We start from the raw sequence: 14,253 nt of genomic DNA on the forward strand, positions 1-14,253 counted from the left end.
CACTGTCGGTGTGGGGGGTTTGGACGTTCACCCAGGATCGCCCAGGTGCGGGCGAACTTGGCGGCCTGACCGTCAAGGGCATCCTGATCGCGGGGCACCGAGACCGACCCCGAGCCGGAGACCGGCGACGCCGGGGCCGCGGCCTTCCTTCACGGGCCCGAGGGCCTGTTCGCCGCGAGCATCCCCTCCCGGATCGCCGGCGAGCCCGAGGGCACCCCGGGCCGCGATGACGCCGAGGAGGAGGCCGTCGATGAGCGTGATGGACACCGCCCTGCGCAAGTCACTCAAGGTCCTGCGACTGTCCGGGATGCTGGAGAACTCGACGCGCGGCTGATCCAGGCCCACGGCGGCGAACTCGGCCACCTGGACTTCCTGCAGGTCCTCTGCCAGGACGAGATCACCCGCCGCGAGACCGTCGCATTCCAACGGCGCCAGCAGAAAGCGAAGTTCGAACAGCAGGTCACCCTGGAGGAGTTCGACTTCACCGCCTCCCCGAAGCCGCCCGCGGCCCAGATCCGCGACCTGGCCGCCCTGCGCTGAGTGCGTTGGTCAGGGGGTGGGTGCGGTGAGGTAGCGCTGAAGCGTGGGCCCGAGCCAGTCGACGATCTCGTTGTGGCCGAGTGCCATGCTCTCGGGGAACCGTAGTACGTAGCGGGTCAGCGCGAGCCCCAGCACGGCCGAAGCGCACAGTGCCGCCCGCGCCGGCGCCTGCTCCGGTGCCGGGCCCACCCGGCGGGCGAGCGGGATCAGCTGCTCCCGGAGGACGCTCTGCATGCGCTCGGCGGCGGCCGGGTCGGTGGCGCCGACCCGGATCAGCGCGGTGAGCTCCCCGTTCTCCTCCCACAGGGTGAGGAAGTGGCGCACCAGCGTTCGGCCGATCGCCTCGCGCGGTTCGACGGACAGGCTCGGCAGCCCGGGGTCGATGGCGACGGCCGCCGCGAACAGGCCGGCCTTGTTGCCGTAGTAGCGCATCACCATCGACGGGTCGATGTTCGCGTCGCGCGCGATGGCCCGGATGGTCGCCTTCTCGTAGCCGTCCGCCGCGAACCGCTCGCGGGCGGCGGCGAGGATCGTGGCGCGGGTGGCGTCGGAACGCCGGGCGGCCTGCTGGTTCTCCGTGCTGCCGGTCATGCCAACAACAGTAGGCCAACACGTGTTGACAGTCCAGGGCCGCAGCTCTACGTTTGCCAACACGCGTTGACCAACAAGCGTTGGCATGTCTGGACGCGTGACGACCGAAAGCGAGAGGGAGTACCGAAGATGGCCGAGCTGCACAGTCTGGACCCGAACACGTCGATGTTCGCGCAGTTCAGGGAGAAGACCGGGTCCGTTGTCCTGGCCAACACGTTCGTCGTTCCGAAGGAAAGGACCGAAGCGTTCCTGACCCTCTTTCGGAGGCAGTCGGAGTTCATGAAGGCTCAGCCGGGGTTCGTCTCCCTGCAGATGCACAGGGGAACAGCGGGCAGTCGACTCCTGATGAACGTCGCGGTCTGGGAGTCGACCGGGGCTCTCGCCGCGGCGTTCGGCAGCCCGGAGTTCCAGCGCATGGCCGCCGAGTTCCCCGACGACATCGTGTCGTACCCGCACGTCTTCGAGCAGATCGAGGTATGACGCCGGAGCCGTAGCCGCGGGAGGACGGGCGGAGAGGCCGTGCCCTCCCCCGGGCGGTACCGCATCCGGCACCCTGCCGGGCCACCGAGCAACCCCGCCACGCGCAGCCGCCGTACCCGAAAAGGAGTCACTATGCTCGTGGAACTGAACCACACCATCGTGCCCGCCCGTGACCCGCAAGCCTCGGCCCAGTTCCTGGCCGACATCCTGGGCCTGAGGGTCGATCCGCCGGTGGCGCACTTCACACCGGTCACGCTGGCCAACCAAATCAGCCTGGACTACGACCGGCTCGACGACTTCGAGCCGCACCACTACGCGTTCATGGTGGGAGACCAGGAGTTCGACGCGGCCCTCGCCCGCATCCAGCACGGCGGGATCGCCCACTACGGCGATCCCGCGTGCCAGGAGAGCGGGCAGATCTATCGCAGCAGGCACATCGAAGGCCGCAGGGGCGTCTACTTCCGCGACCCCGACGGACATCTCATGGAAATCCTCACCCGCCCCGGGCCGCCAACCGCCTCGGACCCGGCGCTGCCGCTCGATCAGCCCCGTGCGAAACGGGCGGCTGACCGGGCCCCGCACGAGACTCGCCGAGTTCTCACCAGACTCACCGAGTTCACAAGCTCACCAAGCCTCGCAGGGAGCAGAGCAATGTCACTGAAGAAGATCAACACCGTCCTGGTCGCCGCCTTCATCCTCTTCATCCTCTGGTTCGGCGGGGAGTTCATCCTGAGCCCGGGGACGACGGCGCCGAGCTTCGGCCTGCCGAGCTGGCCGTCCGGCGACGGTGGCGGGTTCCTGATCATCAAGGGAATACGCGACGTCGTCCTGGCCCTGGTCCTGGGCATCCTGCTGGTGACGGGCCATCGCAGGGCGCTGGGCTGGGCGCTGCTGGTGGAGGCCCTCGCCGCGTACGGCGACATGACCACCGTGCTGGCCCACCACGGCTCCGTGGCGACCGCGCTCGGCGTCCACGGCCTGACCGGGACACTCATGGTGGTCAACGGCCTGCTGATCATGCGTGAGACCCGCACGATCGCTGCGGCTTCCGCGCCGCCCGCCCCGCAGCCCGCGTAGCGCCACCTCGGCGCGTGTCTCCGTCGGGTCGGGCGATCGGGCGTAACGCGGCGGCCCGGGGCGGCACGTCCGGGTAGGGCTGCATGGCGCCCACGAGGAGCGGCTCCGCCAGTCGCCCCTGAGAGCACGGCGTGTCGTCCGAGCGCGCAGGGGTCGGACATGGTGTGGTGCCGTCGCGGGACCGGAGGGCCGCGTTCGCGGAGTGCAAGGCCCACACCGGCGAGGAGCGCGACATCCTCTGCCACAGCCGGCTGCTCACCGAGGGCATCGACGTGGCCGCCGTGGACGCGGTCTGCTTCGCCGACCCCAAGCCCTCGGTGATCGACCTGGCCGCGCACGACGCCCGGGCGGTGGGCCGCATCACCGAACTGCGCGCCCACCCGCTCCGCAGCAAGAGGATCTTCGGTCTCTGTCGGCCAGTCGACGGCCGTCTTCGCGCCCCTGGCAGGGCCCGCGCACACGGTGGAGGCGGCCAACGACGCGTTCTGCGCCGCGATCGGCGGCGCGCAGCGGATCCGCACCGGGGAGCCGCTTGGTCTGCTGATGCCCGAACTGGTCGAGCAGGGCTTCATCACCTTGCTGGACCGGGTCTACCGCACCGGGCAGCGGTACGTGGGGCGCGAGGCGCGGTGATGCTCGGCTCTTCGGCTGCGGCGCGCGAGGCGTTCTTCGACTTCACCTACGAGCCGCGCCGGGACGCCGGCGGCAACGTCACGGGGGTTCGGGTCATCGGGGTGGAGACGACCCAGATCAAGCACGCCCAGCGGCTCACCGCCGAGCACCGCGTGTTGCTGGAGCAGATCGCCCGGCAAGCGCCCCTGACCGAGGTGCTGGAGGGCATGGCCCGCGCGATCGAGGACCTGGCCCCGGAGGAGGTCCTGGTCTCGGTGCTCCTGGCCGACGCCGAGGGCAGGCATCTGCGGCACGGCGCCGGCCCGAGCGCGGGCTTGGGTGAGGGTGGGCCGGGGTTTCGCTGGTTGGTCGAGAAGGTTGTGGGCTGGGTGGGTCGGCTCTGTCTGGTGGGGTTCTGAGCTGGTGGTTTCGCGGATGGGGTGAGGGAGTTGCTGTTCCTGCGGAATGCTTTCCGCGTGTCGCGGGTTTGGTGAGAGCCCTACAGGTGGCTCTCAGGTTGTGGTGGCGCCATCCCTGACACCGACCGTGCGCGGCACGTGACGAGACCACCCGGCCGAGCTTGCGCGATCGGACCCATTCCGCGGTGGAGGAGCCGGGACGCACCGAGGAGCCGTCGGTCCGGAGGTGGCGCCCGGCCGGGGCGGTCATCGTGCTCACCACCGCCACCCAACACGGACCAGGCCGCACACGCGGCGTGGGAGCGGCAGGTCAACGCGGCCGGGCACCAGGCCCTGCCGAGGGTGTTCCGGACTCACCTGCCGGCCGACTTCACCAGCGTGTCGGACGGCGACGGGACCTGGCGCTCAGCGGTGTTCGAGTTCACCAGGAAGGGCACGGCCGCAGGGAACACGGCTGACCCCGCGGCCGGTCACCGCCGGCTCCCGCCGTCGGCCGGCGAACTCCGCCTAACCGCCCAATCCTTGACCTAACGGACTGCCGGAGTAATCGCCATACTCTATTGCCGGGAACCAATGAGACCCATGCTGTCGGAGTGGAACGCATGAGGGGTGGTGGTTCTCCAACAGCCGTGGTCCCGGAGTCCGCACGCGACCGCGGCTCGTCGGTCAGCGCACGTGCGGTGCTCCGGTTGCCTTGACGGTGCCGAGGCGGCCGGCCGTTTCCGAGCCGCACTCGAAGGAACCCGGTCGCGAGGCTCCGGACCCACCTCGTCCTCGCGGCGTCCCGCAGCGTTTCGCCGTGCCCGTCATCCCCGCGTCCACGCCCGCGACGCCCGACATGACGGCCGCAGGGGGCACGACCAGCAGCAGATCAATCCGTATCCCGCCGAACCGGAGGAACCCATGGACGGCGAAGCCCAGTCCTACGTGGTCGTGCTCAACGACGAGGAACAGTACTCGATCTGGCCCGCCGACCGGGACCTGCCCCTCGGCTGGCGCGGCGCCGACGTCAGCGGTTCCAAGGCCGAATGCCTGGCCCACATCGGCGAGGTCTGGACTGACATGCGCCCGCTGAGCCTGCGCCAAGCCGTGGAGCAAGCCGGTGCAGCCGCCCACTCCCAGCAGTGAAGGGTACGTGCGAAATGGTGCTCAATGAATTCCACGCCCGGCTGGCCGAGGCACCGGACGCGATCGCGGTGCAGGACGGCGACCGGAGGCTGACCTACCGCAGCCTCGCCGCACACGCGTCCGCCCTGGCGACCGAGCTCAACCAGCGCGGGGCGGGCCAGGACAGCGTCGTGGCCGTCTACGCCGACCGGTCGGCGGAACTGGTGGTCGCCGAGCTGGCCGTCCTGCTCGCGGGCGCGGCCTACCTGCCGCTGGACCCGGCCCACCCCGCCGCGCGCATCCGCCAACTGCTGGAGGTCTCCGGCGCCGTCGCGGTCCTCAGCACCGAGGCGCTGGTGTCCGGTGGGGCACCGCTGGGTGACGACGTCCTGGTGGTCGACCTGACGAAGGAACCGTCCGACGCCACCGTCCTGGCACCGCCCCGGCTGACCGGCGCCGAACTGGCCTACGTGATCTACACGTCGGGTTCCACCGGCCAGCCCAAGGGCGTCGCGGTGACCCACGCGAGCCTGGCCAACCTGATGCACTGGCACCACCGGACCTACCGGACGCTGCGGGAGGACCGCTCGACCCTGTTGGCCAGTCCCGGATTCGACGTGTCCGTCCAGGACATCTGGTTCACCCTGACCGCCGGCGCCACGCTGGTGGTGCCGCCCGCCGAGGTGCGCACCTCGCCCCCCGCGCTCGCCGCCTGGCTGGCCGACGAGCAGATCACCGTGACCTTCCTGCCCACACCGCTGGCCGAGGCCGTCCTCGACGAGACCTGGCCGGCGCACACCGTGCTCCGGTTCCTGCACACCGGCGGCTCCGCGATGCAGCGCGGCGTGCCGGACGGCCTGCCGTTCACCGTGATCAACCTCTACGGGCCGACCGAAGCCACCGTGAAGGTGACGGCCGGCGAGGTGGTGGCGGGAGGACCCGTGCCGCCGCCGATCGGCGTGCCCGTCGACGGCGTGCGCTGCTACGTGCTCGACGGACTCGACCCGGTGCCCGACGGCGAAGCCGGCGAACTGTGCCTGGCCGGCGCGTGCGTGGCCCGTGGATACCTGAACGACCCGGCAGCCACGGCGGCGGCGTTCGTACCCGACATCGGCGCCCCCGGGCAGCGGATGTACCGCACCGGCGACAAGGTCCGCCGCCGCCCGGACGGGGTCTTCGAGTACATCGGCCGCTATGACGACCAGGCCAAGATCCGCGGGTTCCGCATCGAGCCCGGCGAGGTGGCCACGGTGCTCAAGCAGCACCCCGGCGTCCGGGACGCCTTCGTGGCGGTCGAGCACTCCGGCCGCCCCGACGCGCGCCTGGTCGGCTACGTCGTCACCGGCGCCCCCACGGCCGAACTGGTCGACTTCGTCGCAGCCCGACTGCCCCGCTACATGGTGCCGGCGGCGCTCGTCGTACTGCCCGCCCTGCCGCTGACCCCCAACGGCAAGGTCGACCGCGCCGCGCTGCCCGCCCCCGACCGCACGGCCGCCGGCCTGGCCGACGTCGCCGCCGCACCCCGCACCCCGACCGAAGTGGCCCTGGCGGGGATCGTGTCCAGGCTGCTCGGCGGCACCGAGGTCGGCGCGCACGACGACTTCTTCGCCCTGGGCGGCAACTCGCTGCTCGTCGCCGGCCTGGCGGGCCGCATCGCGGCCGAGCTGCACACCGTGGTGACCGTGCCAGAGCTGTTCGACGCGCCCACCGTCGCCGCCCTCGCCGCGATCATCGACCAGCGCTCCGCCGTCACCGACGGCAGCCACACCCCCGCCCCGGCGATCGCGCCGGTCCCGCCGCCGGTGCGCCGCGGCGACCGGAGCCGGCCGATCCCGCTGTCCCTGCCGCAGGAGCGCGTCTTCTTCTTCGAGCAGCTCTCGCCCGGCAACCTGGCCTACAACTTCCAGGCCACCGTGTCCATGCAGGGCGAGGTCGACGTCGAGGCCATGCGCGCCACGCTCGACGAGATCGTCCGCCGGCACGAGGTCCTGCGCACCGTCTTCGTCGCCGTCGGGGGCGTGGGCCGCCAGCTCCCGCAGGCGGACGTCAAGGCCTCGCTGAAGGTCCTCGACGTCCCCGCCGAACAGGCCGACGAGGTCGTCGCCGAGCAACTGCGCGAGCCGTTCGACCTGACCAAGCCACCGCTGGCCCGCTGGGTCCTGCTGCGGCACGGCAACGGACAGAACACCTTCCTCCACGTGGAGCACCACTTCGTCCACGACGGCTGGTCGCTGTCGATGTTCCTGTCCGAGTTCCGCGCCATCTACCCGGCCTTCCTCGCCGGGAAGCCCTCACCGCTGCCCGAGCTGGTCGTCCAGTACGCGGACTACGCGCTCTGGCAGCGCGACTTCATGAGCGGCGACGTACTGCGCGCCCACGTCGACCACTGGACCGCCCGACTGGCCGGCGCCCCGCACATCCTGGAGCTGCCCGCCGACCGGCCGCGCCCACCGGTGATGACCTTCCGCGGCCGGGCCCCGCGCATCCTCATCCCGGCCGAACTCGCCCGCGCGCTGCGCTCCTTCAGCCGCGAGAACCGGGTGTCGCTGTTCTCCACCATGTACACCGGCTTCGCGGCCCTGCTCTACCGCTACACGGGACAGCAGGACATGCTCGTGGGCACCGGCGCGGCCAACCGCACCATCCCCGAGCTGGAACCACTGCTCGGCATGCTCGTCAACACGCTGGTCCTGCGCACCAAGGTGTCGCCCGACCAGACGTTCAACGACCTGCTGGCCCAGGTGCGCCAGAGCGTCGCCGAGACGCTCGCCTGGTCCGACACCCCGGTGGACTCGGTGATCGACGCCATCGACCCGGTCCGCGACCCCTCCCGCACACCGCTGTTCCAGGTCATGTTCAGCTTCCACGACTCCGCGGTCCCCGACATCGACTTCGGCGGACTCACCGGCAGGGTCACCGAACGCTCCAACCGCACCGCCAAGGCCGACCTCAACGTGATCGTGATCCCGCGGGCCGAGCAGCGCCTCGGCCGGGAGGCCCGTCCCGAGGACGACGACCTCTACATGATCTGGGAGCACTCCTCCGACCTGTTCGACGAAGCCACCATGGAGCGGATGGTCACCCACTACCTGACCCTGCTCACCAACGCGGTCGCCGAGCCGGGCACCCGGATCGGCGCGCTGCGCCTGCTCCCGCAGGAGGAGGCGCGACAGCTGGAGCGCTGGACCCACGGGCCCGCCGCGGCCGCCTCCCAGCCGGTCACCGACCTGATCGCCCGTCAGGCACAGGCCCGGCCGCAGGCCGTCGCGGTGCGCTGGCCGGGAGGACAGCTCAGCTACGGAGAACTGTGGCGCCGCGCCGGCGCCCTGGCCCACGAGCTGCACGAATCCGGCCTCACCACCGAGGAGCCGGTGGCCGTCTACGCCGACCGCTCCGCCGAGCTGGTGATCGGCGAACTCGCGGCACTCCTGGCCGGCGGCAGCTACCTGCCCGTGGACCCGAGCTACCCGGCCGAGCGGGCCGCCTACATCCTGCAGGACGCCGGCGTGCGCACGGTCCTGGTCACCCCCCGTGCGCGCCCGCAGCTGCCCGCCTCCGCGCAGAACCTCCAGATCCTCGACCTGGCCGCCGACAACCCGCACGCGCCGCTCCACACCGAGCCCGCCACCCCCGAGCGGCTGGCGTACCTCATCTACACCTCGGGATCCACCGGCCGGCCCAAGGGCGTGGCCCTGGAACACCGCGGGCTCGCCAACCTGGTCGCCTGGCACGTGGACGAGTACGCCCTCGGCCCGGACGACCGCACCACGCTGTTCGCCAGCCCCGGCTTCGACGCGTCGACCTGGGAGATCTGGCCCACCCTCGCGGCCGGCGCCACCCTGAGCGTCGTCCCGCCGCACCTGCGGGCCGCACCCGCCGAACTGGTGCGCTGGCTCACCGAGGAACGGATCACCGCGGCGTTCCTGCCCACCCCCGTCGCCGCGGCCGTCCTGAACGAGCCGTGGCCGGCCGACACCGCGCTGCGCACCCTGCTGACCGGCGGCGACGTGCTGCCGGCCGCGCCCCCCGCCGGACTGCCGTTCCGCCTCCACAACCACTACGGACCGACCGAGAACACCGTCGTGGCCACGGCCGGCCCGGTGCCGCCGGACCCGGACGGGCTGCGCCCGGCCATCGGCCGGCCGATCAGCGGCATCGACGCCCACGTCCTGGACGCCGAGGGACAACCCGTGCCCACCGGTGTTCGCGGCGAGCTGTACCTCGGCGGCACCGCGGTGGCCCGCGGCTACGTCAACCGCTCCGAGCTCACCGCCCAGAGCTTCCCCACCGACCCGTTCACCGACCGGCCCGGCGCACGCCTGTACCGCACCGGCGACGTCGTGCGCTGGCGCCCCGACGGGCAGCTGGAGTTCCTCGGCCGCGCGGACGAGCAGGTCAAGATCCGGGGCTTCCGGATCGAGCCCGAAGAGGTCGCGGCCACGCTCCGGGAACACCCGGACGTGCGCGACGCCGTGGTCGTCGCCCGCGCCTTCGCACCGGGCGCCGAGGCCTCACTGGTGGCCTACGCCTGCGCCGACGGCCAGGACGAGTCCCTCGCCGAGGAGAAGCTGCTGGCGTTTCTGCGCGACCGGGTGCCCGTGTACATGGTGCCCGACCGGATCGTCGTGCTCGACACCCTGCCGCTCACCGAGCACGGCAAGATCGACCACGACGCGCTGGTCGCCCTGACCCCGAGCACCCCGGTCGAACCCGAGGCCGAGCAGGCGCCGCGCACCCCCACCGAGGAACGCGTCGCACAGCTCGCGTCCGCGCTGCTCCACGACCAGCCGATCGGGCGCGCGGACGACTTCTTCCGCGCCGGCGGCCACTCCCTGATGGCAGCCCGACTGGTGGCCCAGGTCAACGAGGCCTTCGGCGTCGAGGTGCCGATCGCCGCGTTCCTCCAGCGGCCCACGGTGGCCGGCCTGGCGGACGCCGTGACCACCGCGACCGCAGCGCCCAGGACCGCCCCGATCAAGCCGCGCGCCCGCCGCACCGGAACCGAGGTGCAGCAGTGAGCACAGCCATCGAACCCGGGACCGGGGGAGAGGACGACTGGGCCCCGCTGTCGTACGCGCAACAGCGACTGTGGTTCCTCGACCAGCTGCAGCCGGGCAGCGCGGTCTACAACGTCCCGCTCGGCTACGACATCACCGGCCCGCTGCACCACACCGCCCTCGAACAGGCGCTGACCGAAGTCGTGCGGCGCCACGAGATCCTGCGCACCGCCTTCCGCTCGACCGCGGGCACCCCGCGCCAGGTGGTCCTGCCACCCGCGCCGGTGTCCATCCCCGTCGTCGACCTGACCGCACCCGGCCGCTCGGCGCACGAGGTGGCACGGCTCGCGGACGAGGAAGCCGGAGCCCCGTTCGACCTGGTCGCCGGCCGGGTCATCCGGGCCCGCCTGCTGCGCCTCGGTGAGCAGCAGCACCGCCTGCTGCTCACCGTGCACCACCTCGCCTGCGACGCGCCGTCGGTCGGCACGCTCGGCAAGGAACTCGAGGTCCAGTACCTGGCCGCCCTGGGCGGCCGGGTACGGCCCGAGCCCGACCTGCCCATGCAGTACGCCGACTTCGCCGACTGGCAGCAGAACACCCTCGCCGGGCCCGAACTCGACCGGCTGCTGGCGTACTGGACGGACCGGCTGGCCGACATGCCCGCCCGGAACCTGCCCACCGACCACCCGCGCCCGCCGGTGCAGAGCTACCGCGGCGCCGCGCTCACCTTCGACCTGCCACCGACAGCGGTCCAGCGGCTCGAAGAGCTGGGCCGGGCGGAGGGCGTCACGCTCTACAGCGTCCTGCTCGCCGCGTTCGCGGTCCTGCTGCGGGCGCACGTCGGCGAGGACGAGGTCGTGGTCGGCACCCCGGTCTCCGGACGGGAACGGCCCGAACTGGCCCGCCTCATCGGGTTCTTCACCAACACCCTGGTGCTGCGCTGCGACCTCGGGTCCGGCCCGACGTTCCGCGAGCTGATCCAGCGCCTGTGGGAGGAGGTCAAGGGCGCGCTGGCCCACCAGGACCTGCCGTTCGAGAAACTCGTCGAAGAACTGCACCCCGACCGCGACCTCGCCCAGAACCCGCTGTTCCAGGTGCTGTTCAGCTACCGCTACGAGGACGAGGGATCGGGCCTGCGCCTGGACGGCTGCCAGGTGCGGCAGGTACTGGGCGACACCGGCGCGGCGCGCTTCGACCTCACGCTCAGCCTCACCCGCAACCCGGCCGGCGTGACCGGCCGCCTGGAGTACAGCACCGACCTGTTCGAGGCCACGACCGCCGAGCGGATCGCCCAGCGTTACGTCCAGGTCGTGACCGCCGCCGCACAGACCCCCGACCGGCCCGTCGACGAGCTGACGGTGCTGCCGCCGGGCGAACTCGCCACCCTCACCGACTGGCAGTCCGGCACCCCGGCCGGCGTCCCCGACGCCGCCCTGGTGCACCTGCTGCTGGCGCAGCGGGTGGCCGCGACGCCCGACGAGGTCGCCCTGGTGGCCTCCGACACCACCCTGACCTACCGCGAACTCGACCACCTCGCCGACCGGTTCGCCGCCCAGCTGCGCCGCCTCGGCGTGGCACCGGACGAGCCGGTCGGGGTCCACCTGGGCCGCACCTCCCTGCTGATGGTCACCCTGCTGGGGATCCTCAAGGCGGGCGCCGCCTACCTCCCGCTGGACCCCGGCTACCCGCGCGACCGGCTGGCCTTCATGGTCGCCGACGCGGGCGTGCGGCTGGTCGTCGCGGACTCCAGGTCCGCCGCGGCCGCCGGCCGGCTCGGCGCCGCCCAGGTCGTGGTGCCCGACCTCACCGGGCAGCCGCAGGGCCCGGCCGACGGCGAGCCGTCGGCGCCCACCCCCGACAACCTGGCGTACGTGATCTACACCTCCGGGTCCACCGGACGGCCGAAGGGAGTCATGGTCACCCACCGCAACGTGGCCAACCTCTTCGCCGGGATGGACGAGGCCTTCGGGACCGACGAGCCCAGCACCTGGCTCGCGGTGACCAGCGTCTCCTTCGACATCTCCGTGGTCGAGCTGCTGTGGGCCCTGACGCACGGCCACCGCATCGTGCTGCGCGCCGAGCCGCCCCTGGCCTCGGCCGCGGTCGCCGCGGCCTCCGCCGCGGTGGCCGGCGCCCGGACCCGCGAGATCGACTTCAGCCTGCTCTACTTCGGCAGTGACTCCGAGGCCAGCTCCGAGGACCGCTACCGGCTGCTGCTGGAGGGCGCGAAGTTCGCCGACCGCAACGGCTTCACGGCCGTGTGGACCCCTGAGCGCCACTTCCACCAGTTCGGCGGGCTGTACCCGAACCCCTCGGTGATGGCGGCGGCCGTCGCCGCCACCACCGAGCGGGTCCAGGTACGCGCGGGCAGCGTGGTGATGCCGTTGCACGACCCGTTGCGGGTGGCCGAGGAATGGTCCGCCGTGGACAACCTCTCCGCCGGCCGGGTCGGCATCTCCCTCGCCTCCGGCTGGCACGCCAACGACTTCGTCCTGGCACCGGAGCGCTTCCACCAGCGCAAGCAGCTGATGATGGACGGCCTCGCGCAGGTCCGCAAGCTGTGGCGCGGCGAGAAGGTGACGCGCCCCAACGGCGTCGGCGCCGAGGTCGAGGTCGGGGTGTTCCCCCGGCCCGTCCAGTCGGAGCTGCCGGTGTGGCTGACCAGCGCCAAGCATCCGGAGACCTTCCGGATGGCCGGCGAGGCCGGCACCGGGGTGCTCACCCACCTCCTCGGGCACAACCTGGAGGAGCTGGCCGAGAAGATCGCGCTGTACCGCAAGACCTGGCGCGAGCACGGGCACGCCGGGGACGGCCACGTGGCGGTCATGGTCCACACCTTCGTCGGTCCGGACCTCGACGAGGTCCGGGAGCTGGTCCGGGAACCGATGAGCCGGTACCTGGAGACCTCCTTCGACCTGATCGCCTCGCTCGGCGCCACCACCGGCAGCGCCGAGGACTTCAAGGCGCTGCCGCCCGAGGAACTGCGGGAGCTGGTCGACCGGGCCTTCGAACGGTTCTTCGCGACCGCCAGCCTGCTCGGCACCCCGCAGGTGTGCGCCGACATGGTGGACCGGATGAAGGCCGCCGGCGTCGACGAGGTCGCCTGCCTGATCGACTTCGGCGTCGACGAGAAGGCGGCACTGGACGCCCTGACCCACCTGACCACCGTCCGGGAGATCAGCGAGGAACGCAGGGACGCCGCCCTGGCCAAGGCCGAGGAGCCGATCGCCGACCAGATGCGCGAGCACGCGGTGACGCACCTGCAGTGCACCCCGTCCCTGGCCCGCGCGCTGCTGGCGGACCAGGACACCCGCGCCGAACTGCCCCGGCTCAGCCGGCTGCTGGTGGGCGGGGAAGCGCTCCCCGCCGACCTGGCCCGCGAACTCGCCGACGCCGTCAAGGGCACGGTCCACAACATGTACGGGCCGACCGAGGCCGCGGTCTGGGCGACCACCTCGCAGATCCGCCCCGACGGCGGCGCGGTGTCCATCGGGCGCCCGCTGGCCAACGTCCGCGCCTACGTGGTCGACCGCGACGCACGGCTGTGCCCCACGGGCGTCCCCGGAGAACTGCTGCTCGGCGGGGCGGGCGTGGTCCGCGGCTACCTCGACCGCGCCGACGTGACCGCCGAACGCTTCCAGCCCGACCCGTTCGTCGGCCTGCCCGGCGCACGGCTCTACCGGACGGGCGACCTGGCCCGCTGGACCTCCGGCGGCGAACTGGAGTTCCTCGGCCGGCTCGACGACCAGGTGAAGCTGCACGGCCACCGCATCGAACTCGGCGAGATCGAGACGGCACTCGCCGCACACCCGGGGGTCCGCTCGGCGGTCGCCGTCATCCGGGGCACCGGCGCGGAGCAGCGGATCATCGGCTACTACGTACCGGCCCAGGACCGCTCCACAGCCGTCACCGAACTGCGCGGCTTCCTCGCCGCACGGCTGCCCGGCTACATGCTGCCCAGCGCGCTCCACCCCATCGACACCGTGCCGCTGACCCCGAACGGGAAGGTCGACCGCAAGGCGCTGCCCGACCTGTCGGACGCGCGCCCGCGAAGCGCGACGGCGTACGCACCTCCCACGAACGAGACCGAACGACTGGTCACCGACGTGTGGCGCGAGGTCCTCGGCGTGGAGCGGGTGGGCCTGGACGACAGCTTCTTCGAACTCGGCGGCAACTCGCTGCTCGTGGTGGTGGCCAGGGCCAAGCTCCTCGAACACCGGGACAGCGGGCTCTCCCTGGTGGACATGTTCCGGTACCCGTCCGCACGGGCCCTCGCCGAGGCCATCGACCGCAAGCACACCGATGAACCCGACGGGGCGGTCGGCGCGGCCACCGCCCGGGCAGCCGCCCGCCGCGCCGCCGGACAGGCGGCACGCCGCGCCAGCAGGACAGGGATGTGACAGTGCCAATCAACACTTCGACACGGCATC

8 protein-coding genes and 2 pseudogenes are annotated in these 14,253 nt (G+C 72.2%); 9 read left to right on the plus strand and 1 reads right to left on the minus strand.

Annotated features, from left to right (window positions below):
• Positions 1-250: 250 nt before the first annotated feature.
• Positions 251-537: pseudogene (locus HS99_RS48700) on the plus strand (ATP-binding protein); the annotation flags it as partial.
• A gap of 12 nt (positions 538-549) precedes the next feature.
• On the opposite strand, the gene HS99_RS14555 reads toward HS99_RS48700, so the two are convergent.
• Complete coding sequence (locus tag HS99_RS14555) at positions 550-1,131, minus strand: TetR/AcrR family transcriptional regulator (protein WP_030555177.1); 582 nt, start codon at positions 1,129-1,131, stop codon at positions 550-552.
• Between the two features lie 129 nt (positions 1,132-1,260).
• Here HS99_RS14555 and HS99_RS14560 point away from each other — a divergent pair, with 129 nt between their 5' ends.
• The 8 genes and pseudogenes from HS99_RS14560 (at position 1,261) to HS99_RS14595 (ending at position 14,223) form a co-directional block, all read left to right on the plus strand.
• Positions 1,261-1,611 (plus strand): antibiotic biosynthesis monooxygenase family protein, encoded by a 351-nt coding sequence (locus tag HS99_RS14560; protein WP_030555175.1) that lies wholly within the window; start codon positions 1,261-1,263, stop codon positions 1,609-1,611.
• Positions 1,612-1,743: 132 nt separating this feature from the next.
• Positions 1,744-2,091: pseudogene (locus HS99_RS14565) on the plus strand (VOC family protein); the annotation flags it as partial.
• 171 nt (positions 2,092-2,262) lie between these two features.
• Positions 2,263-2,688: a DUF4267 domain-containing protein gene (locus HS99_RS14570; RefSeq protein ID WP_030555275.1), complete on the plus strand. Its 426-nt coding sequence runs from the start codon at positions 2,263-2,265 to the stop codon at positions 2,686-2,688.
• A gap of 462 nt (positions 2,689-3,150) precedes the next feature.
• The gene (locus HS99_RS46605) at positions 3,151-3,321 is read left to right on the plus strand and encodes a hypothetical protein (protein WP_232543238.1); all 171 of its coding nucleotides are present in this window, start codon (positions 3,151-3,153) and stop codon (positions 3,319-3,321) included.
• The gene (locus HS99_RS46610; protein ID WP_232543237.1) at positions 3,321-3,719 is read left to right on the plus strand and encodes a hypothetical protein; all 399 of its coding nucleotides are present in this window, start codon (positions 3,321-3,323) and stop codon (positions 3,717-3,719) included. The genes HS99_RS46605 and HS99_RS46610 overlap by 1 nt, the downstream gene beginning before the upstream one ends.
• 903 nt (positions 3,720-4,622) lie before the next feature.
• A complete protein-coding gene (locus HS99_RS14585) occupies positions 4,623-4,847 on the plus strand; it encodes an MbtH family protein (protein ID WP_030555172.1) in 225 nt (74 codons plus the stop codon).
• A gap of 14 nt (positions 4,848-4,861) precedes the next feature.
• A complete protein-coding gene (locus HS99_RS14590; protein ID WP_046385429.1) occupies positions 4,862-9,844 on the plus strand; it encodes a non-ribosomal peptide synthetase in 4,983 nt (1,660 codons plus the stop codon).
• Positions 9,841-14,223, plus strand: a complete 4,383-nt coding sequence (locus HS99_RS14595; protein WP_050366203.1) for a MupA/Atu3671 family FMN-dependent luciferase-like monooxygenase — start codon at positions 9,841-9,843, stop codon at positions 14,221-14,223. Before HS99_RS14590 ends, HS99_RS14595 begins: the two co-directional genes overlap by 4 nt.
• Positions 14,224-14,253 lie beyond the last annotated feature (30 nt).

The organism is Kitasatospora aureofaciens (assembly GCF_001188955.3).
In the GTDB taxonomy this organism is placed as follows: domain Bacteria; phylum Actinomycetota; class Actinomycetes; order Streptomycetales; family Streptomycetaceae; genus Kitasatospora; species Kitasatospora aureofaciens.

Coding starts and splice junctions, on each gene's coding strand:
- HS99_RS14590 (WP_046385429.1), top strand. CDS start 4,862: ATGGTGCTCAATGAATTCCACGCCCGGCTGGCCGAGGCACCGGACGCG.
- HS99_RS14555 (WP_030555177.1), bottom strand. CDS start 1,131: ATGACCGGCAGCACGGAGAACCAGCAGGCCGCCCGGCGTTCCGACGCC.
- HS99_RS14570 (WP_030555275.1), top strand. CDS start 2,263: ATGTCACTGAAGAAGATCAACACCGTCCTGGTCGCCGCCTTCATCCTC.
- HS99_RS14560 (WP_030555175.1), top strand. CDS start 1,261: ATGGCCGAGCTGCACAGTCTGGACCCGAACACGTCGATGTTCGCGCAG.
- HS99_RS14585 (WP_030555172.1), top strand. CDS start 4,623: ATGGACGGCGAAGCCCAGTCCTACGTGGTCGTGCTCAACGACGAGGAA.
- HS99_RS46610 (WP_232543237.1), top strand. CDS start 3,321: ATGCTCGGCTCTTCGGCTGCGGCGCGCGAGGCGTTCTTCGACTTCACC.